This is a genomic window from Allobosea sp. GW823-FHT02B03 (assembly GCF_058797755.1).
The window spans coordinates 554,520-580,309 of the sequence record NZ_JBXAJY010000002.1; the positions used below are offsets into that span (position 1 = coordinate 554,520).

The window sequence follows — 25,790 nt, forward strand, 5'->3', positions numbered from 1 at the left end:
TTCCGACAGGAAGCCGGCGAATGCAAGGCGCGGCGTCGCGTGATCGCCGGATTTCAGTGCAGATCGGGCGCCAGAGCCGCCGGCATCGGAGCGCCGGCCGCCATCTGGACAGCGCGCGGCGCGTAGACCGGCTCGGCCTCGACGATCGCATAATTGGCGCGGTCGGCGAACAGAGCCTCGAGGATGCGCACGTTCATGCGATGGCCGCCGCAATAGGAGCGGAACTCACCGAGAATCGGATAGCCGGCCAGTGCGAGGTCACCGACCGCATCGAGCACCTTGTGGCGCACGAACTCGTCGGCATAGCGCAGGCCTTCGGGATTGATCACCTTGTCCTCGCCGATGGCGACGGTGTTGTCGAGCGAGGCGCCGAGCGCGAAGCCGGCCTTCCAGAGCTGCTCGACATCGCGCATGAAGCCGAAGGTGCGGGCCCGCGAGATCTCGCTGGCATAGGCGGCAGGATCGAGGTCGAAGATCTTGCGCTGGCGGCCGATGGCAGGGCTGTCGAAATCGATCTCGACATCGAGGCGGAAACCCGACTCGGACGGCGCCAGCTCGGCGAAGGCGCGGCCGTGCTCGATACGGACCGGGCGCAGGACCTTGAGATAGCGGCGGGCGGCGCCCAGGGCGACGATGCCCGCAGCTTCGATGGCCGTGACGAACTCGGTGGCGCTGCCGTCCATGATCGGCATTTCCGGCCCGTCGATCTCGACCAGCACATTGTCGAGCCCGAGACCGGCGCAAGCCGACATCAGATGCTCGATGGTGGCGACCGAACCGGAAGCCTGCTCGCCGACGACGGTGCAGAGCTCGGTGGCGCTGACCTTGTTGTGGCGGGCGTGGATGAGTTGCTCATGGCCGCCTTCGAGCCCCTTGCGGAGGAAGACGACACCGGTGTTGGCGGCGGAGGGACGCAGGCACAGGCAGGCGGGAGCTCCCGAATGAACGCCGATACCTTCAAGGGTTACGGGCGAGCGAAGGGTCGTCTGCCGGTCAGCCATCATACTCTTATCCGATCCTTAGCGCGACGATCCGGTCCGGCGCCTGGCGGCGCTGCCAATCTGACGATCGATCGCGGTTCCCTTGAAACGAGCAGTCCAGGGCATCGCCCCGAATCCGTCTTCCCGGTGTTGACCTGCAAGATAAGCGCAGGAGGCGGGGCTTCAAAATCACGCTTTCTTTCGCTCTGTAACAGAGTTTAAGGAGCGCCAAAAACCTCACCATCCGATTGATGTATATGGTTTTTCAGACGTTAAAAAAGGCCCGGCGCAAGGTTGCGCCGGACCCTTTGTTTAAAATTGGTCCTGAGACCTGTTTTGACCTCAGCTGGACTGACGCCGCAGGAAGGCCGGGATCTCGAGATGATCCTCCTCGGCAGGCCGGGCCGGGGCGGCGCGGCCATGCGGGTCGAGCTGGCCCTGCGCCGGCCTGGAGGCCTGCGGCGCGGCCGGGCGGCGCATGAACTCGGCATGGGCAGCGCTCGGCGGCGCAACCGGGACCGGCGGGGCCGGACGCGGCGCCGGAGCCGGAGCCTCCACGGCTTCCTCTTCCTTGCGGCCGAAGCCGACGGAGGCCAGGCGCTGCATCAGCGACATCCGCTTCTGATCGGCAGAGACCGCAGCCTGCGGCGCAACGGCGGCCGCGCGGGTCTGCGCGATCTGGTTCTGCGCCGGCATCGGCAAATCCTCGATCCGCGGCATGCGGGTCGGCCGAATCACGGCGCGCTCGGGCGCCGGCGGGATGAAGCTGTCCTCAAGATAGGGCAGCTCGGCCTCGACCGGGAGCGGCTGCTGCATCGGCGGAGCGGCCATGACCGGGCGCGGCTGCACCGGCTCGATGCGGACGTCGGCGGCGAAGTTGGCCGGCGCGGCCGGGCGGACGGGCTCGGGCATCGGCGGCAGGCGCAGCTCCGGAGCCGGCTCCGGCTGCGGGATGGGAGCCGGCGCCGGGGCGGAGGCGGTGCGCACATTCGGCACGGCGGTGCGCAGGCGAGCCTCGGCCTTCAGCCGCTCGGCGACCTCGGCGATGCGGGCCTCGGTCGCGTCGACCTCGGCCTGCGAGCTCACCGGCTTGTCGATGCCGGTCGCGACGACCGAGACGCGCACGGTGCCCTCGAGCGATTCGTCGAAGGTCGCGCCGACGATGATGTTGGCCTCGGAATCGACCTCCTCGCGGATGCGGGTGGCGGCCTCGTCGACCTCGTAGAGCTTCATGTCGCGGCCGCCAGTGATCGAGATCAGCAGGCCACGGGCGCCCTTCATCGAGACGTCGTCGAGCAGCGGGTTGTTGATCGCGGCCTGGGCGGCCGAGAGCGCGCGCTTCTCGCCCTGCGCCTCGCCGGTGCCCATCATCGCCTTGCCCATGCCGCGCATCACGGCGCGGACGTCGGCGAAGTCGAGGTTGATCAGGCCGGGACGGACCATCAGGTCGGTGATGCAGGCGACGCCCGAGTAGAGCACCTGGTCGGCCATGCCGAAGGCGTCGGCGAAACCGGTGTTCTCGTTGGCGACACGGAACAGGTTCTGGTTCGGGATGACGATCAGCGTGTCGACGGCTTCGTTGAGCTCGCCGATGCCGGCCTCGGCCATGCGCATGCGGCGATGGCCTTCGAACTGGAACGGCTTGGTGACGACGCCGACGGTGAGGATCCCCATGTCCCGGGCGACGCGGGCGATGGCGGGCGCCGCGCCGGTACCGGTACCACCGCCCATGCCGGCGGTGATGAAGACCATGTGCGCACCGGCGAGGTGATCACGGATCTCGTCGACGACCTCCTCGGCCGCCGCGCGCCCGACTTCCGGCTGCGAGCCGGCGCCGAGGCCTTCGGTGACCTGGAGACCCATCTGGATGATGCGCGGGGCGCGCGAGAGCGCCAGAGCCTGGGCATCGGTGTTGGCACAGACGAAATCGACCCCGTCGAGGCCAGCCTCGATCATGTTGTTCACGGCGTTGCCGCCGGCACCGCCGACGCCGAACACGGTGATTCGGGGCTTCAGTTCCCGGATGTCCGGGGCTTGCAGATTCATCGCCATGGTTGCCTCTTTCAAATTTCCGTCCGGTCCCTGGCGGGCGCCGTCCCGTTTTCCACGCCAGGGGCCGGGGCCCCGATTTCACGAACTCACTCCGTTCCGCCGGCCGGGTGGCCGGGCGGACCGCAACTCTCAGAAACTCTCCTTCAGCCAGCGGCCGACACGCGAGAAATACCCGTCGGCAGCATGGGCGAAGTAGGACGCGCCGGCCCGCGGCTCGAAATGCTCGACATGGGCGACCTGCGGATAGACCAGCAGGCCGACCGCCGCGGCGAAGGACGGACCCTTGCCCGCTTCGGGCAGGCCCCGGATACCGAGCGGGCGCCCGGTGCGGACCTGGCCGCCGAGCACGCGCCTTGCAACTTCCGGCATGCCGGTGAGCTGGCAGGCGCCGCCCGTCAGGACGACGCGCCGGCCGGCCTCGGCCGAGAATCCGGCCGCCTTGAGCCGGTCGCGCACGAGTTCGAGGATCTCCTCGACGCGCGGCTTGATGATCCGGATGAGATGCGACTTCGCCAGATGGTTCGGCATGTCGCGCTCGTCATCGTCGACCTGCGGCACCGCGATCATGTCGCGATCGTCGGACGGGCTGGAGATCGCCGAGCCGTGCAGCGTCTTCAGCCGCTCGGCCGCCGCGACCCGGGTCGAAAGCCCGCGCGCCACGTCCATGGTGATGTGGTTGCCGCCGACCGCGATGGCGTCGGCATGGGTCAGGTGACCGCCGGCGAAGACGCCGAGCGAGGTCGTGCCGCCACCCATGTCGACCACGACGACGCCCATTTCGGCCTCGTCGTCGACCAGCACGGAAAGCCCGGCCGCATAAGGCGTCGCGACGACGGCCTCGACCTCGAGATGGCAGCGCTCGACCGCCAGCATGACGTTGCGCGCCGCAGCCGCCTCGGAGGCGACGACATGCATGTCGACCGAAAGCGAGCCGCCGATCAGCCCACGCGGATCGAGCACGCCGGGCGAGCCGTCGAGCGCATAGCCCGTCGGCAGCGCGTGGAGCACCGCCTTGCCCGGCCGGATGGCGTGGTTGGCGGCCGCTGCGAGCACGCGCTTCACGTCGGAATCGCCGACCGAGCCGCCGCGCAGCTCGACGCTGGCCTGATAGTGCTGCGAGTTCAGCCGGCCGCCGGTCAGGTTGACGATGACCGACTGCACCTCGACCTTGGCCATCCGCTCGGCGGCGTCGACCGCGGCCCGGATGGCGCGCTCGGCGCTGTCGAGGTCGATGATCGCCCCGCCCTTCAGGCCGAGCGAACGCTGATGGCCGATGCCGACGATGCGGGCGACATGGGTGCGCCCGCGCAGACGCTCGTTCGCCTCGGCCGGATTGAGCTCCGCGATCAGGCAGACGACCTTGCTCGTGCCGATGTCGAGAATCGACAGGGTCGCGCTCTTGCGCGACGAGAGCGGCCGCATCCGCGGCGTCAGGCCCTGGGAGGTCAGGCTCATGCCTCGCCTCCCTTCTTCTTGCCCTTGTTCTTGAGCAGCTCGGCCCGTGCGGCCGCGCCCTCCTCGGTCAGTCGCATTGTCACGCGGTCAGGCTGGCGCAGGTCGATGGCGATCAGATCCTTCTCGCTGATCCGGAAATCCTGTTCGAGGCCGACCAGGCGCTTCAGCGCCGCACCGGACTCGGTTTCGGGCAGGCGGATGTCGATGCCCGTGTCGAGCTTGAGGTTCCAGCGCCGGCCGGCGACGAGGCTGCCGGCGCGGATGCGCGGCGCGAACGGGCCGGCAGAAGCGAGCAGCGCGACATAGTCGCGGGCACGCAGATTGGCGTCGGTTCCGACGACCAGCGGCAGATGGGCGAAGCGGCCATCATCCATCCGGTCGATCACCGTGCCGTCGGCCGCGATCAGGAACAGATCCCCCTTGGTCTGCCAGAGCGCGAACGGCTCGCGCTCGGTGAGGTTGATCGCGATCTCGCCGGGATAGAGCTTGCGGACCGAAGCCTCGCGGATCAGCGGAGTCGATTCGAGCCGCCGGCGCGCCTCGTCGGCATCGAAGAAGGCGAGCGAGATCTTCGGGTCGATGCCCGCCGCGACCAGCACTTCGATCTCGGAAAGCTCGGTCAGGCCGGAAATGGTGACACGGTCGATGCCGAGGCCGACCAGCCGGGCCAGCGCGTGCTTGGGTTCGCCATAGGTCTCGCGCAGCGTCTCGAAATGGCCGCCGAGCGCGGCGCCCGTCGTCGCCGACAGGGCGAGGAAGCCGACGGCGAGCCAGGAGCCCAGGCCGCGCGGCAGGCGCTGTGCCAGCGGCAGCGCGAAGGCGCTGCGCCGCGAGCCGCGAAACCAGCGGCGCGAGCGCTCGCCGACGAGGAGTTGAGGCCCCGCAGCGCGCGTCGGTGTCATCGGACCGGACCCTGCCAGCACCGCGTTCACCGATCTAAGGAGGCGTCCTCCACCATCCATGTGACGAGCTCACTGAAATTCATGCCCGCGTGGGCGGCCAGTTCGGGTACCAGGCTGGTCTCGGTCATGCCGGGCTGCGTGTTAACTTCCAGCCAGACGAGAGTGTCGGTCTCGTCGTCATATCGGAAGTCGGAACGACTGACGCCGCGGCACCCGATTGCTTGATGCGCCGTTAACGCACACTCTTCGATCCGCTGGTAAATATTCGGTAAAATTTGAGCGGGGCAGATGTGAATCGAACCGCCTTTCGCATACTTCGCATCGTAGTCGTAGAACTCACCCGTCGCCGCCCGAATCTCGGTCACTCCCAAGGACTTGCCGTCCATCACCGCGCAGGTCAGCTCGCGCCCGGCAATGAAGGTTTCGGCCAGTAGGAGGTCCCCGCAGGGCCAGTCCGGCCGGGCGATTTCCTGGGGTGGATGCTCGCGGCCCTTCTTGACGATCACGACCCCGACCGAGGATCCCTCGTCGATCGGCTTCAGCACGTAAGGCGGCGGCAAGGCATGACGCTTGGCGGCCTCGAAGCGCGTGACGTTGACGCCGTGCGCGACCGGGACACCGGCCGCGGCGACGACCATCTTGGCCTTGTCCTTGCGGATCGCCAGCGCCGAAGCGAGCACGCCGGAATGGGTATAGGGGATGCCCATGATCTCGAGCACGCCCTGAATGGTGCCGTCCTCGCCGAAACGACCATGCAGGCCGTTGAAGGCGACGTCGGGCCGAAGCTTCTCGAGCACCGCCGCGATGTCCCGCTGGACGTCGACCCGGGTCACGCGGAAGCCCGCCCGCTCCAGCGCGGCAGCACAGCCGGCACCGGAATTCAGGCTGACCTCGCGCTCCACGGACCATCCGCCCATCAGAACTGCGACGTGTTTGCTCATGCTGGCTCCAAGCTCCGCACCTGCGGCGAAACTGGCCAGATATGGTTAACGACGCGTTAAGAAACCGCGCCCTTGGTTAATGTCGAGCCGGCTGTGGCGGCCGCGCCTCACTCCCCCTCCTCAGCTGCGACCTTCGCCAGCAGGGTCGTGAGCAAGGCCCGTTCGGCCTTATCCAGCCGGGCAATCAGGCGCTCCTCGGTCCCGACATGGGAGACCACCAGCCGCTCGATCAGCGCGAAACCTTCATCGGTGAGGACGATGCGCAGGCTGCGCCGATCCTGTGGATCGGCCTGCCTGGCAATCAAACCGCGCCTCTCCAGCCGGTCGAGGCGATTCGTCATCGCCGAGGTCGAGAGCATCATGTCCTTGGCGAGTTCCGAGGGGGTCAGCGAACCGCCGCGCTCGCCCTGGCGGCGCAGCGTCATCAGCACGTCGAAGCCGGCGAAGTCGAGTTCCTCGCCGGCGAGATTACGCCCGACACCGAGCCGGACGCGCTCCGCCGCCCGCCAGATCGCGCCGCACACCGCCATCGGACTCGCGTCGATGTCCGGCCGGGCACGCCGCCACTGCATGAGGATCGAATCGAGCGGGCCGCCTTGCCCGGCTTCGTCAGCTTGACTCATGGAAATCCCGCGCCTAATTATCCGTCATCAAATAATTCGATATCGAATTATCACACTTCGGATGAACCTAGCAGCCACCTTCTGCTGCCGCAAACCAGGCGTGAGCAAGACCATGATGGACAGAACCGCCGCATTCCCGATCGACCCGATCTTCATCGAGCGCTGGTCGCCCCGCGCCTTCCACCCGGAGCCCATGCCAACCGAGGCGCTGCTGACCATCCTCGAAGCCGCCCGCTGGGCTCCGTCAGCCTACAATGTGCAGCCCTGGCGCTTCCTCTACGCCCTGCGCGACGACGCGCACTGGCCGCGCTTCCTCTCGCTGCTCGACAGCTTCAACCAGAGCTGGGCCGGCTCGGCCTCGGCCCTCGTCTTCCTGCTGTCGGACACCGGCACGGACGACGCGGCCCAGCAGCAGGCCTCGCCGATCCGCAGCTTCGACACCGGCGCCGCCTGGTCGCACATCGCCCTGCAGGCTGTCCGGCTCGGCTACCACGCCCATGCGATGGCCGGCATCGCGTTCGAGGCCGCCCGCACGAGCCTCGCCGTCCCGCCCCGCTTCCGCATCGAGATCGCCGTCGCGCTCGGCCGCCGTGCGGACCCCGAGACGCTGCCGCCGCAATTGCGCGAACGCGAATGGCCGAGCCCGCGACGCTCGCTGACCGAAACCGCCTTCGCCGGCCCCTTCCCGGCCTGAGCGCCGGTTCCGCCTCTTTCGAAAGGTCACGGCCATGGCCGACACCAAGACCCGCATCCTGTTCGCGACGATCCTCGCGCCCATCCTCTGGGGCTCGACCTATGTCGTCTTCACCCAGACGCTTCCCGTCGAGCATCCGCTGCTGGTCGGGGCGCTGCGCGCCTTGCCGGCCGGCATCCTCCTGATGCTGCTCGGGCCGGGCCTGCCGCCGCGCGACAAGCTCCTGCCGCTCGCCATCATCGGCTTTGCCAATATCGGCCTGTTCTTCGGCATGCTCTTCCTCAGCGCCGCGCGCCTGCCGGGCGGGCTCGCCGCGACGCTGGGCTCGATGCAGCCGCTGCTCGTCGCCTTCCTGGCCTGGCCCCTGCTGCTGCGCCGGCCCCGGCTCGGCCAAGTACTCGCCGCGCTCGCCGGGACCGCCGGTGTCGGCCTGCTGGTGATCGACGACACGGTGAAGCTCGATGCGATCGGCGTCGCCGCCGCGCTCGTCGGCGCCGCCTCGATGGCGACTGGCACGGTGCTGATCGAGCGCTGGGGCAAGGTCGGCACGCCGCTCGCGCTCGCCGCCTGGCAGCTCACCCTCGGCGGACTGCTGCTCCTGCCGGTCGCGCTGATGGTCGAGGGCCTGCCGCCCGCGCCGACCATGGGCAATCTCGTCGGCCTGAGCTATCTGGTCGTGATCGGCACCGCCCTCGCCTATTGGCTCTGGGTGCGCGGCATCGCCGCGATCGGCACGGGTGTCGCCTTCCTGAGCCTGCTCAGCCCGCTGGTCGCGACCTTCCTCGGCGCCGCCCTGCTCAATGAATGGTTCAACGCCCAGCAATGGTTCGGCATCGCCATCATCTTCGGCTCGACCGTCGCCGGGATCATGCTGTCACGGCCCAAGCCAGTCGAAGCGGCGGCGCCCGCTCAGGCCGCGACGCCGAAGCGCTTGATCTCCCAGTGCAACTCGTAGCCTGAATTGTCCTTGACCCGGCGCCGGACCTCTTCGCCGAGCCCTTCGATATCGGCGGCGCTCGCACCGCCGGTATTGATCAGGAAGTTGCAGTGCATCTCGGAGACCTGGGCCCCGCCGATGCGCAGGCCGCGGCAGCCGGCGGCGTCGATCAGTTGCCAGGCCTTGCCGCCCTCGGGGTTCTTGAAGGTCGAGCCGCCGGTGCGCTCCTTGATCGGCTGCGCCGCCTCGCGCGCCGAGGTGACGCGGTCCATCTCGGCCAGGATCGCCGCCTGTTCGCCGGGCCGCCCCTGGAACAGCGCGGAGGTGAAGATCATGTCGCTCGGAGCTGCCGAGTTGCGGTAGCTGAAGCCCATATCGGCATGCGAGAACGTCACGATCTCGCCGGCACGCGTCACACCGCGCGCCTCGACCAGCACATCCGTCGTCTCGCCGCCATGGGCGCCGGCGTTCATCCGCAGAGCTCCGCCGATGCAGCCGGGGATGCCGCGATAGAAGGCGAGGCCGTCGAGCGAGGCATCGGCCGCCGCCCGCGCCACCTTGACGTCCGGCACGGCGGTGCCGGCACGCAGCCGGTCGCCGTCCTCGCGCACGATCTCGCCGAAGGCCTTGCCGCCGAGGCGGATCACCACGCCGGGAATGCCGCCATCACGCACGATCAGGTTCGAGCCGAGCCCGACCACCGTAACCGGGATCTCAGCCGGCAGCCTGGAGAGGAAATAGGCGAGATCAGCCTCGTCGGCCGGCGTGAACAGGACCTGCGCCGGCCCGCCAACGCGGAACCAGGTCAGCCCCGCCATCTCCTGATTGGCGACGAGACGTCCACGCAGCTCAAGGGCGGCGGCGTGCAGGGCGGGCGTGATGTCCGGGAAGCTCACTTGCCGCCCCCCAGCGCCGCGAGCTCTCCCGGCAGGGCATAGGCCCATTGCGTGATGTTGCCGGCGCCGAGCAGCACGACATAGTCGCCCGGCCCCGCCAGCGTCGCGACCATGCCGGCGAGTTTTTCGGAGGATTCCAGCGGCAGCGCATGGCGATGGCCGCGCGCCTTGATCGCGGCGACGAGGCCTTCGCGATCGGCACCCGGGATCGGCTGCTCGCCGGCCGCATATGTGTCGGCCACGATCACCGTGTCGGCGTCGTTGAAGCAGGAGGCGAAGTCGTTGAACAGGCTGGAGAGCCGCGTATAGCGGTGCGGCTGGACCACGGCGACGACCTTGCCCTTGGTCGAGGCGCGCGCCGCCTTGAGCACGGCGGCGATCTCGACCGGATGGTGGCCGTAATCGTCGAAGATCTGCGCCCCGTTCCATTCGCCGGTGCGGGTGAAGCGGCGCTTGACCCCGCCGAAGCCGGCGAGCCCCTGGCGGATCGTCTCGACCGGCACGCCAAGATCATAGGCGACGGCGATCGCCGCGGTGGCGTTCAGCGCGTTGTGATGGCCCGGCATCGGCATGACGAGATCGCGGATCGCGTCCTCGCGCCCGTTCTTGCGGTCGCGGATCAGCAGGGTGAACCGGGCCTGGCCACCGGAAAGGTCGATATCGGTCAGCCGGAAATCGGCCTGCGGGTTCTCGCCATAGGTGATGACCCGGCGATCCTCGATCTGCCCGACCAGCTCCTGCACGGTCGGATGGTCGATGCACATCACCGCAAAGCCGTAGAAGGGCAGGTTCTCGACGAAGGAGCGGAAGGCGCCCTTGATGGCGTCGAACGTCCCGAAATGGTCGAGATGCTCGGGGTCGATATTGGTGATGATCGCGACATCGGCCGGCAGCTTCAGGAAGGTGCCGTCCGACTCGTCGGCCTCGACCACCATCCAGTCGCTCTCGCCCATGCGGGCATTGGTGCCGTAGGCGTTGATGATGCCGCCATTGATCACGGTCGGGTCGAGCCCGCCCTTGTCCAGCAGGGTCGCGACCAGCGAGGTCGTGGTGGTCTTGCCATGGGTACCGGCGATGGCGACGCAGCTCTTGAGCCGCATCAACTCGGCCAGCATCTCGGCCCGGCGGACCACCGGCAGGCGCTTCTCGCGCGCCGCCATCAATTCCGGGTTGTCGCGCTTGATCGCGGTCGAGACCACGACGACCTCGGCCTCGCCGAGATTGCCGGCGGCATGGCCGACGAAGGTCTTGATGCCCTTGTCGGCGAGGCGCCGGACATTGGCGTTGTCGGAGGCATCCGAGCCCTGAACCTTGTAGCCGAGATTGTGCAGCACCTCGGCGATCCCCGACATTCCGATGCCGCCGATACCGACGAAATGGATGGAGCCGAGCTTCGGCGGCAGCTTCATGGTGCGATACTCTCTGGAAAGTTCAAATCTTGGGAAAATTCAGATCTGGGCGGTTTCGGCGATCAGGCGCGCCAGCCGGTCGGCGGCGTCCGGAATTCCGGCGCTCTTGGCGCTCGCAGCCATCGCAGTCAAGCGCGAGGGGTCGGCAAGCAGGCCCGAAAGCTCGCTGGCGAGCCGCCGCGGCGTGAAATCCGGCTGCATGATCCGGATGGCTCCGCCAGCCTTTTCGAGGACCGCGGCATTGGCCGCCTGGTCCTGGTCGAGCGAGCCAGGCAGCGGCACCAGCAGGGCCGGCCGGCCGATCACCGAGAGCTCGGCGACGGTCGAGGCGCCCGAGCGCGCCACCACGAGATGGGAGGCCGCCATCCGCGCCGGCAGGTCCTTAAAGAAGGGCGCGATCTCGGCCCTGACGCCAAACGCGGCATAGATGCCGCGCACCCGCTCGTCATCCTCGGCCCTCGCCTGCTGGACGATGCTGAGCCGCGCCCGCTCCTCGGCGCTGAGCAGCTGGATCGCCGGGGGCACGATGTCGGCCATCACGCGCGCGCCCTGGCTGCCGCCGAAGACCAGCAGGTTCACCCCGCCCTCGAGCGAGGGATAGGGAGAGGCGGCCTCGATCACCGCCGGCCGCACCGGATTGCCGACCTGGCGACATTTCGCCGCCTGCGTGGCGGAAAGTCCGCCGACCTCGGCGAAGCCGGTGGCGATCACCTTCACCCGGCCCGCGAGGAAGCGGTTGGCCCGGCCGATCACGGCGTTCTGCTCGTGCACCATGGTCGGCACACCCATCAGCGCGGCGGCGAAGACCGGCGGCACCGTCGGATAGCCGCCGAAGCCGACGACCAGCGCCGGCTTCAGCGCCTTGATCTCGCGGCGCGCCGCGAAGGCGCCCTTGGCCAGCACCAGCGCCGCCTGCAGCATCTTCAGCGGCGAGCGGCCGGACGGCGTCGCAGCCGGCACGGCATGGATCGATTCCGCCGGAAAGCTGCCGGCATATTCGGCGGCGCGGGTGTCCGTGATCAGCGCCACCCGCAGGCCGCGCGCATGCAGGGCGTGGCTCAGCGCCTCGGCCGGGAAGAGATGCCCGCCCGTGCCGCCCGCGGCGAGCACGATCAGCGGAGCCCGCGCCCCTGTCGTCACGGCCGGCGCCCCGTCGCGCCGAAATTCTCGGCCCGCGGCCGCTTTCGCGTCAACGCCAGGAGGAAGCCGGTGCCGAGCGCCAGCGAGATCAGCGAGGAGCCGCCATAGGAGATGAAGGGCAGCGTCATGCCCTTGGCCGGCATCATGTGCAGGTTGACCATCATGTTGATCGCCGCCTGGGTGCCGAAGAGCAAAGCGAGGCCGGTCACCGCGAGGCGGACGAACGGGTCTTCCGCCCGCTGCGCCACGAACAGCGCCCGCAGCACGATGATCGCGAACATCGCGACCAGGACCATGCAGACGACGACGCCGAATTCCTCGGCCGTGACCGCGAAGATGAAGTCGGTATGCGCGTCCGGCAGGATGCGCTTGACCGTGCCCTCGCCCGGCCCCTTCCCGAGCCAGCCGCCCTGCGCGAAGCTCTCCAGCGCAGTATCGACCTGGAAGGTGTCGCCCGAGCCCTTGTCCATGAAGCGCTCGATGCGGCCGCGCACGTGAGGCACGAGCTGATAGGCGATCAGCAGGCCGAAGGCGCCTGCCCCGCCGAGGCCCATCACCCAGAACCAGTGCAGCCCGGCGACGAAGAACAGGCCCGCCCAGACCAGCGTCACCAGCACCGTCTGACCGAAATCCGGCTGCAGGACGAGCGGCACGATGGTCATCGGCAGGAGCAGGAAGGCGATGATCGTGCCCGGCAGATCGGGCCGCCGGCTGCCCTCGGCGAAGGCCCAGGCCGCCATCACGACGAAGGCCGGCTTGAGGAATTCCGAGGGCTGGACCGAGCCGAGCGGGCCGAGCGTCAGCCAGCGCTTGGCGCCCTTGACCTCGACGCCGAAATAGAGCGTGCCGATCACCCCGGCCAGCGCGGCGAGATAGACGATCAGGGCGGCGCGGCGGACCTGGCGCGGGGTCAAAAGCGACGTGATCAGGAAGACCGCCAGCGCCGCCAGAAGATAGACCGCCTGGCGGTTGACGAAATGGAAGGTCGACAGGCCCAGCCGCTCGGCGACCGGCGGACCGCCCGCCATCAGCAGCACGACGCCGGAGACCATCAGCGCCACCATCGTGGAAAGGATGACGCGGTCGATCGACCACCACCAACGGCCGCTCAGGCTGGGTTCTGCGCGCGAATTCATCTATCCGGCTCCGTCAGCGAACAGGCAGATCGAGGCGCCTGCTCCAGCGAATCACTCTGTCAATGAATGGTTAACCGATTGATTCCGAGTTGAGTTCTTACCGTCGGCAGCCGTCGTTCCCAGGCGACCCGGGACCCATGCCTGACCCTCGTTCGGAAAGGCTCAGGCATCGATCCCGTCTCTGCGCTGCGCTTCGGCCGGATGGCCGTAACGCACCACCTAGACGCCCACCGCCTCGAACCCCGGCAGCGCCTTGACCAGCGACCGGAAGGCATCGCCGCGAACCTCGAAATTCGGGAACTGGTCGTAAGAAGCGCAGGCCGGCGAAAGCAGCACCGCGATCTCGCCCTCGCCCGCTGCCGCCAGCGCAGCTTCGCTTGCGGCCGCGACCGCGACGTCGAGCGTGCCGCTGCGCTCGTAAGCGACGCGGCCGTCATCGTCGAAGGTCGCGGCGAAGAGATCGCTCGCCGCGCCGATCAGATAGGCATGGGCGATGTTCGGGAAATACCGCCGCAGCGACTCGATGCCGCCCTCCTTCGCCTTGCCGCCGAGGATCCAGAAGATCGCGCGGAAGGAGGTCAGCGCCTTCTCGGTGGAGTCGGCATTGGTCGCCTTGGAATCGTTGATGAAGACGACGCGGCCGATCCGCCCGAGTTCCTCCATCCGGTGCTTGAGGCCCGGATAGCTCTTGAAGCCGGCGGCGACCTCCTCGGCCGTGAGGCCGACCGCCACGCAGGCTGCGAAGGCGGCCGCCGCATTCTGGGCGTTGTGGGCTCCGCGCAAGCTGCCGATGCCAGCGAGATTGGCGACGACCTTCGGCTTGCCGTCTTTCACTTCGACGATACGCGTGTCGAGCTTGCCCTGATTGGCGGTGACGCCGGCGAAGACGCCCTCGTCGAGCGGCTGCTCGCCGCTGATCTTGACCAATGGCTTGCCCGAGGCGGCGCGCCGCCGCGCCATCTGCTTCGAGGGCTCGTCGTCGACGCCGATCACCGCGAGATCGGACGCAGCGACCAGCCGTTCCTTGATCGCGCCATAGGCCTCGAAAGTGCCGTGCCGGTCGAGATGGTCTGGAGTCAGGTTCATCTGGATGCCGACGCTCGGCTTGATCGAGGGCGCGAGATCGATCTGGAAAGTCGAGCACTCGATGACGTGGATACGGTCCTTGGCCGGAGGCGCCAGCGCCAGCACGGCGGTGCCGATATTGCCGCCCATCTGCACATCGCGGCCGGCGGAGGCCAGGACATGGGCGATCAAGGCGGTCGTCGTCGACTTTCCGTTGGTGCCAGTGATGCAGATCACCGGCGCGTCCGGCGCGAGCTTGGCGCGCTCGAGGAAGAACAATTCGATGTCGCCGATCACGGGCACATTGGCGGCGTTCGCCTTCTCCACCGTCCAGTGCGGTGCGGGATGGGTCAACGGCACGCCGGGCGAAAGCACGAAGGCGGCAAAGCGCGACCAGTCGGCATTGGCGAGGTCGACGATGGAGAGCCCTTCGGCGGCCGCCTTGTCGCGGCTTGCCTGGTTGTCGTCCCAGCAGGCGACTTCGGTCCCGCCTGCGACGAGCGCGCGGGCGGTCGCGAGCCCCGAGCCGCCGAGGCCGAACAGAGCGAGGGTCTTGCCGGCGAAAACGGTGACCGGTGTCATCGGCTCAACGCAGCTTCAGCGTGGCGAGGCCGACCAGCGCCAGAACCACCGAGATGATCCAGAAGCGGATCACCACCTGCGGCTCGGTCCAGCCCAGCTTTTCGAAATGGTGGTGGATCGGCGCCATCAGGAAGACGCGCTTGCCGGTACGCTTGAACACCGCGACCTGGATGATCACCGAGAGCGCCTCGACCACGAACAGGCCGCCGACGATGGCGAGCACGATCTCGTGCTTGATCGCGACCGCGATGGTGCCGAGCATGCCGCCGAGACCGAGCGAGCCGGTGTCGCCCATGAAGATTTGCGCCGGCGGCGCGTTGAACCAGAGGAAGCCGAGGCCGGCGCCCATCATCGCGCCGCAGATCACGGCAAGCTCGCCGACGCCGGGGACATGGTGGATCTGCAGGTAGTTGGCGAAGATGGCGTTACCGGCGAGATAGGCGATGAAGCCGAAGGTTCCGGCCGCGATCATCACCGGCACGATGGCGAGCCCGTCCAGTCCGTCGGTCAGGTTCACCGAGTTGCCGGCGCCGACCACGACGAAGGCGGTGACCACCGGGAACAGAATTCCGAGCGGGATCATCCATTCCTTCAGGAACGGCAGTGCGAAGCCGCTGGCGATCGCGGGCGGGCTGACCAGCATGATCGCCGTGCAGGCGACGAGCGCGATGACGATCTCGAGGCCGAGGCGCGCCTTGCTCGAGAAGCCCTTATGCGACTGCTTCGTCACCTTGAGATAGTCGTCATAGAAGCCGATGGCGCCGTAGGTCGCGGTCACGCCGAGCACGATCCAGACGTAAGGGTTGCGCAGATTACCCCAGAGCAGCGTCGCGACGAAAAGCCCGGTCAGGATCATCAGCCCGCCCATGGTCGGCGTGCCGCGCTTGGCGAGATGCGATTCCGGCCCGTCGGTGCGGATCGGCTGGCCCTTGCCCTGCTTGATCCGGAGCCAGGAGATCGCCGCCGGCCCGAAGAAGAAGACGAAGAGCAGCGCGGTCGCGGTCGCCCCGCCGGCCCGGAAGGTGATGTAGCGGAAAACGTTCAGGATCGGGAAGTGAACCGCGAAATCGGCTAGCCAGACCAGCATTGGAACCTGTTCCTTGTCCTCAGTCGTCGGCCGTGACGACCGGGAAGCGGGCGGTCATCGCCTTCACGATCGAGCCCATGCGCGAACCGAGCGAGCCCTTGACCGTGACGACGTCGCCGGCGCGCAGCGCATCGAGCACCAGGGGCTCGAGTCCGCTCGCCTGGGCGGCATAAGCACCACGCTGGCGTGAAGGCAAGGCATCGTAGAGAGAACGCATCAGGGGTCCGCATGCGAAGACGAGATCGACCCCGTTGCCGGTGACAGCCTCGGCCAGCCCCTTGTGCAGCGCTGGGCCGCTTTCGCCGAGTTCCAGCATGTCGCCGAGCACGGCGATGCGCCGGCCGCGGCCATGGGCGTCGATCCGCCCGAGATTCTCGATCGCGGCCCGCATCGAGGCCGGGTTGCCGTTATAGCTCTCGTCGATCAGCGTGAACGGCCCGGACGGCGCATGCAGCATCTGGCGCGCCCCGCGTCCGGCCGGCGGCTTCAGCTCGGCGAGCGCCAACGCCGCCAAGGCGAGATCGGCCCCGATCGCCTCGACTGCTGCGAGCACCGCCAGCGAATTCAGAACGATGTGCTTGCCGGGGCTGCCGAGCTTGTAGGTGACCGGCCGGCCGAGCACATTGGCCTCGACCGTCGAGATGTCCGGCTTGAGCGAGCAGCCGAGCAGACGGACATCGGCCGTTTCGCTCTCACCGAAGCTGATGATGCGCCCGGCGGGACTCGCCTGCGCCAGCTCACGCAGCAGGCCGGTCTGGGCGATGTCGGAGTTGATGATCGCCGTGCCCCCGGCCTTCAGCCCGCTGAAGATCGCCGCCTTCTCGCGGGCGATGCCCTCGATCGACTCGAAGGCGGCGAGATGCACCGGCTGCACCGTGGTGATGATTGCCACCTCCGGCTGGACCATACGGGCGAGCGGCAGGATCTCGCCGGGGCTGTTCATCCCGATTTCGTAGACGCCGTAGCGCACATCCGCCGGCGTACGCGTCAGCGTCAGCGGCACGCCCCAATGATTGTTGTAGGAGGCGACCGGCGCATGCGTCTTGCCCTGTCGCGAGAGCACGAGGCGCAGCGCCTCCTTGGTGCCGGTCTTGCCGACCGAGCCGGTGACCGCGACGACGCCCGCATGGAGTTCGGCGCGTCTCGCGACGCCGGCCCGCTCCATCGCGCGCAACACGTCCGGCACGACGGCCAGCGGCGCCTCTGCCGGGAAAGCTCCGGCGTGCGCCTCGTCGACGACAGCAAGCGCCGCGCCCTTCTCGAGCGCGGCGGCGACGAAATCATGCCCGTCGCGCGCGTCGCCCTGGATGGCGAAGAAGGCATCGCCCGGCTCGAGCGTCCGGGTATCGATCGAAGCGCCGGTCACCGCGGCCGGCTGCGGGCCTTGCGCCCGCGCCTCCATCGCCTCGATCAGGCGGGCTCCGGTCCAGAGCGGCGCAGCCGTCATCTCATCTTCTCCCGCTGATTTCGGCAACCGCCTGCCGCACCGTCTCATGGTCGGAGAACGGCAAGGTCCGGTCGCCGATGATCTGGCCGGTTTCATGGCCCTTGCCGGCAACGACCAGGAGGTCGCCGGGCTGCAATTCGGCGACACCTGCAGCGATCGCCTTCGCCCGGTCGCCGATCTCGCGCAGGCCCGGCGCGGCAGCGAGGATCTCGGCGCGGATCGCGGCCGGGTCTTCGCTGCGCGGATTGTCGTCGGTGACGATGGCGATATCGGCGCCCTCCGCCGCGATCCCGCCCATCAGCGGTCGCTTGCCGCGATCGCGGTCGCCGCCGCAGCCGAAGACGCAGATCAGCCTGCCGCTGGCATAGGGGCGCAACGTCCTGAGCACCGCCGCGAGCGCATCGGGCTTATGAGCATAGTCCACGACGACGAGCCCGCCATTGTGCTCGGCCACGCGCTCCAGCCGGCCGGGCACGCCCTTGAGCCCAGACAGCGCCGCGACGGCGGCCTGCGGCTCCTCGCCGGCCGCAATGGCGAGCCCCGCCGCGACCAGCGCATTGCCGGCCATGAAATCGCCGACCAGCGGCAGCATCACCTCGACCTCGCGTCCATCGACTGCGACGCGCAGCCGCTGCGAGAAGCCCTCGCGCTCGACCGAAAGCAGTTTGAGCCGGTCCCCGCCGCGGCCAATGCCGATCACCGGATGTCCGCCGGCACTCGCCGCCTGCGCCGCCTCGGCGGCGTAAGGCTCGTCGCGGTTGATCACCACCGGTGCTCCGGCGGGGAGCAACTCCCAGAGCCGGAGCTTGGCAGCGAGGTAGTCCTCGACGCTCGGATGATAGTCGAGATGGTCGCGGCCGAGATTCAGGAAGGCGCCGGCCGTCAGCCGCACCCCGTCGAGCCGGCGCTGGTCGAGCCCGTGCGAGGAGGCTTCCATCGCGACATGGCTGACGCCTTCCCCGGCCAGGCGGTCGAGAGAAGCGTGCAGCGAGAGCGGGTCGGGCGTGGTCAGCGAGCCGTAATCGGCCCCGGCCGCGGTGACGATGCCGATCGTGCCGAGGCTCGCCGCCTCCCGCCCGAGCGCCATGAAGATCTGGCGGGTGAATTCCGCGACCGAGGATTTGCCGCTGGTGCCGGTCACCGCGACGATGGTCGCCGGCTGGCGCGGATGCACCTTGGCCGCGGCGAGTGACAGTGCCCGGCGCGGATCGGAGACCTCGGCGAACGCGATGCCGGGGGCAAGCCCCGCTGGCCGGGGCTGGCCGGAAACAATGGCAACCGCGCCGCGCGCCGCAGCATCGGCGATGAACCGTGCGCCGTCGGTCTTGGCGCCGGCGAGCGCGACGAAAGCCTGGCCCTGCGCGACCTTGCGGCTGTCGAAGGCGATGCCCGCGACGCGCCGCTCGGCATCGTCCGGAAACGCCCCGGGAAAGAGCTGGCCGAGGCTGAAACCGGTATTGTCCATCTCTTCTTCCGCCTAGCGTGTGCCCCAGGCGCCGAGCTTCGCCATCAAGGGGAAGGGCGCGACCGGCGGCTCGAAGCGCGGCGGCAGGCCGAGGATCGGCGCCGCCCGCTCAATGACCTTGCCGGTGGTGATGCCGGCATTCCAGGCGGCCGTCGAATAGCCGCCGCTCTCGGCATAGCCTTTAGGCTCGTCATAGATCGAAAGGAACAGGTATCGCGGCTTGTCGGCCGGCACGATCGCCATGAAGGTCGTGAAGTTCTTGTTCTTGGCGTAGCGGCCGTTGATCACCTTCTCGGCCGTGCCGGTCTTGCCGCCGACGAAGTAGCCGGCGACATCGGCTTTTCGGGCCGAGCCGCGCTCGCCGTTGAGGCGCATGATGTAGCGCATCGCCTCCGAGGTCTCGGGCTTGATCACGCGGGTGCTGACGGCTTCCGCATCCTCGGCCGTGCGCTTGATGAAGGTCGGCGTCATCAGCTTGCCGCCATTGACCAGCGCCGCGACCGCCGCCAGCGCCTGGATCGGCGCCACCGCGAGGCCGTGGCCGAAGGCGATCGTCGCGGTATTGAGCTCGCCCCAGCGCTGCGGCACGATCGGAGAAGCGCTCTCCGGCAGCTCGGTCTGCATGCGGTCGAGCTGCACCATCTTGCGCAGGAAGGCCTTGTGCCCCTCGACGCCGACCGAGAGCGCCATCTTGACGGTGCCCATGTTCGAGGAGTGCACGAACACTTCCGGCACCGTCAGCGTCCGGCCGGTGCCGCCCCGATACTCGCGGATGACCTGGCGGCCGAAGCGCATCATGCCGCCGGCGGTCGAATAGCTCGAATTGATGTTGGCCTTGCCGGTGTCGAGCGCCATCGCGACGGTCAGCGCCTTGAAGGTCGAGCCCATCTCGTAGACGCCGACATTGATCCGGTTGATCCGGTCCTTCTCGAGCGCGTCGACCGGGTTGCTCGGGTCGAAATCAGGCAGCGAAACGGTAGCGATGATCTCGCCGGTGTTCACGTCCATGACTGCCCCGGCCGCGGCGAGCGCCCGGTACTTTTCCATTCCCTTGAGGAGTTCGTCGCGCAGGAGGTGCTGGACGCGCAGGTCGACCGACAAGGTCACCGGCTTCAGGTCGGAGGCCTGCACCGCGAGCCCGGCGCCGTTGAGGTCCTGCAACCCCTGCGAGTCGATGTATTTCTCGATGCCGGCGATGCCGACATTGTCGACATTGGCGAAGCCGAGCACATGCGCGGCCGCCGGGCCGTTCGGATAGACGCGCTTGTTCTCGGGCACGAAGCCGACGCCGGGAATGCCGAGCCGGTGCACCTCGGCCTGCTGGCGTGGCGTGATCTCGCGCTTGACCCAGACAAAGCCCTTCTTGGTGCCGAGCTTGTCGCGCAGTTCCTTGGCGTTGAGGTCCGGCAGCACCGCCGTGAGCAGCTCCGTCGCCTCGTCCTTGTCGAGGATCTTGCGCGGCTCGGCGAAGACCGAGACGGTCCGGATGTCGGTCGCCATCACCGTGCCGTTGCGATCGACGATGTCGGGCCGCGCCGCCGAGATCGCGTTCGAGGTCGCCCGGCGCAAGCCGACCTGGTCATTCGGGAAGGCAGCGAGCGCCACCAGCCGGCCGGTGATCGCCAGGAAGAGTGCGCTGAAGCCGAGGATGACGAGGCCGACGCGCGGCCCGCTCTTCTCCCCGCTCATCCGGAAGACGTCGCGCAGCAGGCCGGCGCGCAGGCTCGGCCGACGCGGCTTCTCGACCACCGGTGCCGCAACTACGGCTGGAGCGACGGGCTCGGTCGTCATGGGCGGCCTCCCGGCGTGGTGGAGTTGTTGCTCTTGACGTTGCGCGGCGTCTCGGTCGGCAGGCCGAGGCCGAGATCCTCGAGCTTGCGGCCGATCGAATCGACCTTGGGCCCGCGATTGGGGATGTCGGAAAGGCGCACGACCTGGTTGATCACCAGCGGCTGCAAATCGAGATGCCGGTCGGCCAGCGCCTGCAGCCGGTCGGGCCGGTTGAGGAACTGCCACTCAGCTTTCAGCACGGCGATCGCGTCGCGCTCGCGCTGGGCCTTGGCCTTCAGCTTCTGCAGCTGCTCGGCCTCCAGCGTCGTCTCGTACTTGATCGAATAGGCATAGAGCGCCGAGGAGACCAGCGCGCCGATGGCGATGACGTGCAGCAGCTTGATCACGCTCAGCTTCTCCGGCGGGTTTGCGGGGCGGGCACGACGGCGAGTGCGACCAGCTCGGCATCGGGCGAGCGCGCCGCGGCCTCGGTGCGCTCGGCGGCCCGCAGCTTCGCTGAACGGGCCCGCGGATTGGCACGCATCTCGGCCTCGGACGGCGCCAACGCTCCCTTGATCACGGGCCGGAAGGTCGCCGTCGGCACCGCTGCGCTCGGCGCATGGCGCGAGGCAGCGGGAGCCTTGCCGGAGCGCTGCGCGAAGAACTGCTTGACGATGCGGTCCTCGAGCGAATGGAAGGTCACGACGGCGAGGCGTCCGCCCGGCGCCAGCGCCGCCTCCGCGGCATGCAGCGCCCGGACGAGCTCGCCGAGCTCGTCATTGATCGCGATCCGGAGCGCCTGGAAGGTCCGCGTCGCCGGATGCGGGCCGTTGGGATCGGCCCGGACGATGCCGGCGACGAGATCGGCCAATTGCTTGGTCGTGGTCAGCGGCGCCTTGCGGCGTGCCTCGACGATGGCGCGGGCAATGGCGCGCGAGCGCCGTTCCTCGCCATAGTGATAAATGATGTTGGCGAGCACGCCCTCGTCGGCCTCGTTGACGAGCTCGGCAGCGCTCTGGCCATCGGCCTCCATGCGCATGTCGAGCGGCCCGTCGAAGCGGAACGAGAAGCCGCGCTGCGCTTGGTCGAGCTGCATCGACGAGACGCCGATGTCGAGCACCACCCCGTCGAGCGGCGTCATGCCGAAACGCTCGGCTTCTTCGGCGAGAGCGCCGAAACGGGCCTGCGCGAGGGTCAGCCGCCCGGCCATGGCGGCGACGAGATCGGCTCCACCGGCAATGGCATTGGGATCGCGGTCGAGGGCTAGAAGCTCCGCCTGCGGCTCGCGCGTCAGCAGGGCGCGGGAATAGCCGCCGGCACCGAAGGTCCCATCGAGATAGCGACCACCCGGCTTCAGCGCGAGCGCGTCGAGCGCCTCCTCCATCAGGACGGGTACGTGCGGCATGGCCACCTCCCCTTCAGACGACGCCCTCACGAGGCCACCGCCGCGCCGAGCGCGCGCCTGACGTCCCGCAGCTTCGCCCGCGCCTGGTCGAGATGGGCCTTGAAGCGCTCCGGCTCCCAGATCTGGAATTTGTGCCCCTGCCCGACGAAGGCGACCGCGTCGCCGATGCCGGCATGGGCCTTCAGCGCCTCGCTCAGCACGATGCGCCCCTCCGGGTCGACCTTCAACACTTCCGAGGTTCCGTTCAGCGCCGTGGAGAGCGAATCCCACTCCTCCGAGAAGGGCGAGAAGCGCGAAAGAATGTCGTCGATCGTCGCGCGCAGCGCATGGCCGCCGCAGTCGAGGCTGGCCTGGTCGAGCGCCGGATGGACGTAGAGCCCCTCGTAGCCGTCTTTCGCCAGCACGGCACGGAAGGTCGCAGGGATCGAGACCCTGCCCTTGGCGTCCAGCTTGTTGGTGAAATGGGAGACGAAGCGGTCCGTCAACGCCGCCTCCCGGCCAGGTTTCCACGGTGCGGAGCAGGCCGGTCAGAGCCGACCGCTGATACTCCCGTCGAACCCGACAAAGCGAAGCCCTTGGCCTGAATCCGCGCGGCACACGGACCCTGACCTGTCGCTTGCCTGTCGGTTTCGACGGGATGATTTGGGATACCATGGGATATTATGGGCGTCAACGGATTCAGGGGGCCAGACGCGACCCTGCGCCAGCCTGGAAACATCACAGCCCGTTAAGGTTAACTATCCGTAAAAACGTCGATTTCCGGCGCGCGGGCACAAGCGGCGCCGCATGCGCGGCCGCCCCATCCGGCCTGCCCGCGAAGAAATATTTTTGAGGCGGCCGGCTCCGCTCGGCCGGACCTAATCTTCCGCTGCTGCGCGACGCAGCAAGGCCTCCCGCAAGGCCCGGATTTCCTCCAGCAGGCGCGTCGGCGGGACGCCGCTTTCCTCGACCGCGCAGGGCACCGGATTGACCGAGCGACCCGCCTTCTCATGCAGGGCACGGCCCGCCTCGGTCAGATCGACCAGCACCTGCCGCTCATCTTCACGGCCGCGCTTGCGCAGGATCAGGCCATTCCCTTCGAGGCGCTTGAGCAGTGGCGTCAGCGTGCCGGAATCCAGCATCAGCCGCTCGCCGATCGCCTTCACGCTCTGGCCGTCCTGCTCCCACAGCACGAGCATGACCAGATATTGCGGATAGGTCAGACCGAGCTCGGCCAGGAACGGCCGGTAGGCCCGGTTGAAGGCATGGGCGGCCGAATAGACCGCAAAGCAGATCTGTTCGTCGATACCGCGTACCAACCGCGAATTCGCATCCTTCGTCATGTCCTTGCCGTCAGTTGCCCGCATCGTGGCTCCTCAGTCAGGGGAAGCAAATCCGATCGGATTGGAACAACCCGCCCTCAGAACAGTCTCCCCTGCCATGGAGCCAAGATACTCTTTCATCGCGCCGCGCGCCGCAGGTTCACGGAAATTTGAATTGCAAGCAATTTGATTGTGCACAATCTAATTCACATCAACCACGGCGGACGACCGCCCAGCAAGGAGAGCAGCGATGAAGATCCTCTACACCGCCCATGGTTCCGCGACGGGCGGCCGCGAAGGCCAGGCCGCGACCGACACCGGCAACGTCAAGCTCGTGCTCAACACGCCCAAGGAACTCGGCGGCGGCGGCGGCGACGGCACCAATCCCGAGCAGCTCTTCGCCATGGGCTATTCGGCCTGCTTTCTCGGGGCGCTGAAATTCGCCGCCGGCAAGGAAGGCGTGAAGATTCCGGATGATGCGCGCGTCAGCGCCGATGTCGGCATCGGCCCTCGCGACGACGGCAAGGGCTTCGGCATCGCCGTCAAGCTGACGATCGCAGCGCCCGGCATCGAGAAGGCCAAGCTCGAGGACCTCGTCCAGAAGGCTCACATCGTCTGCCCGTATTCGGACGCGACCCGGGGCAACATCAAGGTCGATCTGACGGTCGCCGGCTGAGCCCTCCCGAACCGACGACACGCGAAAGGGCCGGGATCGCTCCCGGCCCTTTTCGTTGCGAAGTTTTGGGCGCCAGCCGGCCTGTAAGCCGGGTTCTGGATGGCCGGAAGATTTCTCCCCCGACGTGACGGCCATTCCTCTGGGACGCGCATCGCTGCGCGCCTCGAGCAACCAACCCGGACGACCAGGCCAGGAAACAGGCCCCTCCCCGCTTGCGCGGAAAGCATCGTCCCTATTTGGTTTTGCTCCCGGTGGGGCTTGCCATGCCGTCCCCGTTGCCGGGTACGCGGTGCGCTCTTACCGCACCTTTTCACCCTTACCCCCGGCCGAAGCCAGGGGCGGTTCGATCTCTGTGGCGCTTTCCCTGGGGTCGCCCCCGCCGGACGTTATCCGGCACCGTGTTTCCGTGGAGCCCGGACTTTCCTCCCCCGCGAAGCGGGAGCGGCCGTCCGGCCGACTGGCGGGATCGCCTGTGCGCTCTTGCGCCTCCGGCGTCAAGCGCCGGCTCAGTTGCTGGCGGTGATGGTGCGCACCTTGGAGCAGTAGGTGCGGTTCGCGCCGCTCATGCGCTTGGCCATGTGGCCGCTCTGATACATCATCACGGTACGGCAAGTGTCGCCGCCGGCGAGCCGGTAGGCCTGCGCCAGATACTTCATGCCGTAGCGGGCATTGGTCTCGGCATCGAGCAGCCCGGCCGCGCCGCCGCTATAGCCGACGCCGCGCGCCGTCTGGTGACGGATCTGCATCAGGCCGTAATTGCCGGCATTGGCTGCGCGCGGATTGTAGCGACTCTCGATGCGGACCACCGCATCGGCCAGCGAAAAGGGCACGCCATTGGCCGCCGCGTGGCGGGCGACGAGAGCCCGCAGATTGTCGCTGCCGGCCGGCGCCGCCAGCGCCTGACGGCGCGGCCTCTCGCCCTTTCCGGGTCTGCCGGTGAGCTTCTGCGCAGCCGAGGAACCCGCCTCGGCAGCCGCTTCCGGTGCGAGGCGCGCCTGCTGCTGACCGCTCTCGACCGCCTCCTTGGCCCGCCTGATCTCGGCCTCGCGCACGATGAAGGCGCGGGCATCGGTCTCGGCATTGATCTCGGCAGCAGCCGGTTGCAGTAGGCCCAGGCAAATCGCGAAGGCGGCGCAGCCGCTGCCATAGATCCGGTTCATATTGGGGAGCCCCATGTGGCGTTGATCGGATTGAACAGCGGGGCAAATGAAAGACGAATGTGACGACAATCCGGCAGATTCGCCAGCAAATCTATATTATACTACGCCGGATTGATTATTACTGTCTAAATCATTCAAAAGTAATCATCATGTATTGAAGCATGGAACGATTCGGGTGCGGCGGCGTTGACGCAGTCAAGGCAAAAGGCCAAATCATTGCCGCATTGCGACCGCAATTGCCGGTCGCAATGGGCCGGTCGAGACCAAAAGCGCCTTGTTGCGCTGGATCGACCTGAGACGGGGGAATGAGATGAAGAAATTGCTGGCAGTCGCGGCCGTCGGCCTCGCTCTGGGCGCCGCGGCCTGCACGCCGCATGAGCAGCGCGTCGGCGGAGGCGCCGCGATCGGCGCCGCGACCGGCGCCGTAATCGGCGGTCTCGCCACCGGCCGCGCGGGCGGCGCCGTTGCCGGCGGCCTGATCGGCGCGGCGGGCGGCGCCATCATCGGCTCGGCGACCTCGCCCTATTATGATGACGGCTATTACGACGGCTGCCCCTATGGCTATTACCGCGACCGCTACGGCCGGCTCTACTGCCGCTGAGCACGTCTCGTTCGAGCAGGCCTGAACGCCTCTCATCCGATGGATCGCCATGCGTCCTGCCGGACG

Annotated in this window: 24 protein-coding genes and 1 other RNA gene; 4 read left to right on the forward strand and 21 right to left on the reverse strand. The window is 68.1% G+C overall.

Annotation, left to right across the window (positions count from 1 at the left end):
- Positions 1 to 53: 53 nt before the first annotated feature.
- The 6 genes from lpxC to AC1REK_RS07625 all read right to left on the reverse strand — a co-directional run bounded on the left by lpxC (position 54) and on the right by AC1REK_RS07625 (position 6,953).
- A complete protein-coding gene (gene lpxC / locus AC1REK_RS07600) occupies positions 54 to 1,004 on the reverse strand; it encodes a UDP-3-O-acyl-N-acetylglucosamine deacetylase (protein WP_316018737.1) in 951 nt (316 codons plus the stop codon).
- A 318-nt stretch (positions 1,005 to 1,322) separates the two neighbouring features.
- Positions 1,323 to 3,032, reverse strand: a complete 1,710-nt coding sequence (ftsZ, locus tag AC1REK_RS07605; protein ID WP_492268510.1) for a cell division protein FtsZ — start codon at positions 3,030 to 3,032, stop codon at positions 1,323 to 1,325.
- A 129-nt stretch (positions 3,033 to 3,161) separates the two neighbouring features.
- The gene (gene ftsA / locus AC1REK_RS07610; RefSeq protein ID WP_066471751.1) at positions 3,162 to 4,487 is read right to left on the reverse strand and encodes a cell division protein FtsA; all 1,326 of its coding nucleotides are present in this window, start codon (positions 4,485 to 4,487) and stop codon (positions 3,162 to 3,164) included.
- Positions 4,484 to 5,389, reverse strand: coding sequence for a cell division protein FtsQ/DivIB (locus AC1REK_RS07615; protein ID WP_316018739.1), 906 nt, complete (start codon positions 5,387 to 5,389; stop codon positions 4,484 to 4,486). The genes ftsA and AC1REK_RS07615 overlap by 4 nt, the downstream gene beginning before the upstream one ends.
- A gap of 26 nt (positions 5,390 to 5,415) precedes the next feature.
- A complete protein-coding gene (locus tag AC1REK_RS07620) occupies positions 5,416 to 6,330 on the reverse strand; it encodes a D-alanine--D-alanine ligase (RefSeq protein ID WP_492268509.1) in 915 nt (304 codons plus the stop codon).
- 107 nt (positions 6,331 to 6,437) lie between these two features.
- Positions 6,438 to 6,953 carry a MarR family winged helix-turn-helix transcriptional regulator gene (locus AC1REK_RS07625; protein WP_492268508.1) on the reverse strand — a complete coding sequence of 172 codons (516 nt, stop codon included), beginning with the start codon at positions 6,951 to 6,953 and terminating at the stop codon, positions 6,438 to 6,440.
- Positions 6,954 to 7,065: 112 nt separating this feature from the next.
- Between AC1REK_RS07625 and AC1REK_RS07630 the strand changes: the two genes are divergently transcribed.
- Entirely contained in the window at positions 7,066 to 7,647 is a 582-nt protein-coding gene (locus AC1REK_RS07630) for a nitroreductase family protein (RefSeq protein WP_492268507.1), read from the forward strand.
- Between the two features lie 34 nt (positions 7,648 to 7,681).
- On the forward strand, positions 7,682 to 8,602 hold the full coding sequence (locus AC1REK_RS07635; protein WP_492268506.1) for a DMT family transporter: 921 nt from the start codon (positions 7,682 to 7,684) through the stop codon (positions 8,600 to 8,602).
- Here the strand turns inward: AC1REK_RS07635 and murB are convergent.
- From murB to AC1REK_RS07700, 13 genes are all read right to left on the reverse strand, one after another.
- Complete coding sequence (gene murB / locus AC1REK_RS07640) at positions 8,557 to 9,480, reverse strand: UDP-N-acetylmuramate dehydrogenase (protein WP_492268505.1); 924 nt, start codon at positions 9,478 to 9,480, stop codon at positions 8,557 to 8,559. The two genes, AC1REK_RS07635 and murB, sit on opposite strands and share 46 nt — an antisense overlap.
- Positions 9,477 to 10,889, reverse strand: coding sequence for a UDP-N-acetylmuramate--L-alanine ligase (gene murC / locus AC1REK_RS07645; protein WP_492268504.1), 1,413 nt, complete (start codon positions 10,887 to 10,889; stop codon positions 9,477 to 9,479). Before murC ends, murB begins: the two co-directional genes overlap by 4 nt.
- Positions 10,890 to 10,928: 39 nt before the next feature.
- Entirely contained in the window at positions 10,929 to 12,029 is a 1,101-nt protein-coding gene (gene murG / locus AC1REK_RS07650; protein ID WP_492268503.1) for an undecaprenyldiphospho-muramoylpentapeptide beta-N-acetylglucosaminyltransferase, read from the reverse strand.
- Complete coding sequence (locus tag AC1REK_RS07655; protein ID WP_327522028.1) at positions 12,026 to 13,165, reverse strand: FtsW/RodA/SpoVE family cell cycle protein; 1,140 nt, start codon at positions 13,163 to 13,165, stop codon at positions 12,026 to 12,028. Before AC1REK_RS07655 ends, murG begins: the two co-directional genes overlap by 4 nt.
- Positions 13,166 to 13,384: 219 nt before the next feature.
- The gene (murD, locus tag AC1REK_RS07660; protein WP_492268502.1) at positions 13,385 to 14,812 is read right to left on the reverse strand and encodes a UDP-N-acetylmuramoyl-L-alanine--D-glutamate ligase; all 1,428 of its coding nucleotides are present in this window, start codon (positions 14,810 to 14,812) and stop codon (positions 13,385 to 13,387) included.
- Positions 14,813 to 14,816: 4 nt separating this feature from the next.
- A complete protein-coding gene (gene mraY / locus AC1REK_RS07665) occupies positions 14,817 to 15,899 on the reverse strand; it encodes a phospho-N-acetylmuramoyl-pentapeptide-transferase (RefSeq protein ID WP_327522031.1) in 1,083 nt (360 codons plus the stop codon).
- Between the two features lie 19 nt (positions 15,900 to 15,918).
- Positions 15,919 to 17,346, reverse strand: a complete 1,428-nt coding sequence (locus AC1REK_RS07670) for a UDP-N-acetylmuramoylalanyl-D-glutamyl-2,6-diaminopimelate--D-alanyl-D-alanine ligase (protein ID WP_492268501.1) — start codon at positions 17,344 to 17,346, stop codon at positions 15,919 to 15,921.
- 1 nt (position 17,347) lies between these two features.
- Positions 17,348 to 18,811: a UDP-N-acetylmuramoyl-L-alanyl-D-glutamate--2,6-diaminopimelate ligase gene (locus AC1REK_RS07675; RefSeq protein ID WP_492268500.1), complete on the reverse strand. Its 1,464-nt coding sequence runs from the start codon at positions 18,809 to 18,811 to the stop codon at positions 17,348 to 17,350.
- 12 nt (positions 18,812 to 18,823) lie between these two features.
- Complete coding sequence (locus tag AC1REK_RS07680) at positions 18,824 to 20,602, reverse strand: peptidoglycan D,D-transpeptidase FtsI family protein (RefSeq protein ID WP_316018752.1); 1,779 nt, start codon at positions 20,600 to 20,602, stop codon at positions 18,824 to 18,826.
- Positions 20,599 to 20,988, reverse strand: coding sequence for a cell division protein FtsL (gene ftsL, locus AC1REK_RS07685; RefSeq protein WP_316018753.1), 390 nt, complete (start codon positions 20,986 to 20,988; stop codon positions 20,599 to 20,601). The genes AC1REK_RS07680 and ftsL overlap by 4 nt, the downstream gene beginning before the upstream one ends.
- Before the next feature lie 2 nt (positions 20,989 to 20,990).
- On the reverse strand, positions 20,991 to 21,986 hold the full coding sequence (gene rsmH, locus AC1REK_RS07690; RefSeq protein ID WP_492268499.1) for a 16S rRNA (cytosine(1402)-N(4))-methyltransferase RsmH: 996 nt from the start codon (positions 21,984 to 21,986) through the stop codon (positions 20,991 to 20,993).
- Positions 21,987 to 22,012: 26 nt separating this feature from the next.
- Complete coding sequence (locus AC1REK_RS07695) at positions 22,013 to 22,471, reverse strand: division/cell wall cluster transcriptional repressor MraZ (RefSeq protein ID WP_492268498.1); 459 nt, start codon at positions 22,469 to 22,471, stop codon at positions 22,013 to 22,015.
- A gap of 372 nt (positions 22,472 to 22,843) precedes the next feature.
- A complete protein-coding gene (locus AC1REK_RS07700; protein ID WP_492268497.1) occupies positions 22,844 to 23,332 on the reverse strand; it encodes a MarR family winged helix-turn-helix transcriptional regulator in 489 nt (162 codons plus the stop codon).
- A 205-nt stretch (positions 23,333 to 23,537) separates the two neighbouring features.
- On the opposite strand from AC1REK_RS07700, the gene AC1REK_RS07705 reads away from it, so the two are divergent.
- Entirely contained in the window at positions 23,538 to 23,963 is a 426-nt protein-coding gene (locus AC1REK_RS07705; protein ID WP_327522036.1) for an organic hydroperoxide resistance protein, read from the forward strand.
- 68 nt (positions 23,964 to 24,031) lie between these two features.
- Here AC1REK_RS07705 and rnpB read toward each other — a convergent pair.
- Together rnpB and AC1REK_RS07715 are read right to left on the reverse strand one after the other, a co-directional pair.
- Positions 24,032 to 24,424: RNase P RNA component class A (rnpB, locus tag AC1REK_RS07710), an RNA gene on the reverse strand.
- Between the two features lie 45 nt (positions 24,425 to 24,469).
- The gene (locus tag AC1REK_RS07715) at positions 24,470 to 25,138 is read right to left on the reverse strand and encodes a lytic transglycosylase domain-containing protein (RefSeq protein ID WP_492268496.1); all 669 of its coding nucleotides are present in this window, start codon (positions 25,136 to 25,138) and stop codon (positions 24,470 to 24,472) included.
- 295 nt (positions 25,139 to 25,433) lie between these two features.
- Here AC1REK_RS07715 and AC1REK_RS07720 point away from each other — a divergent pair, with 295 nt between their 5' ends.
- A complete protein-coding gene (locus AC1REK_RS07720) occupies positions 25,434 to 25,724 on the forward strand; it encodes a YMGG-like glycine zipper-containing protein (RefSeq protein ID WP_066472615.1) in 291 nt (96 codons plus the stop codon).
- Positions 25,725 to 25,790 lie beyond the last annotated feature (66 nt).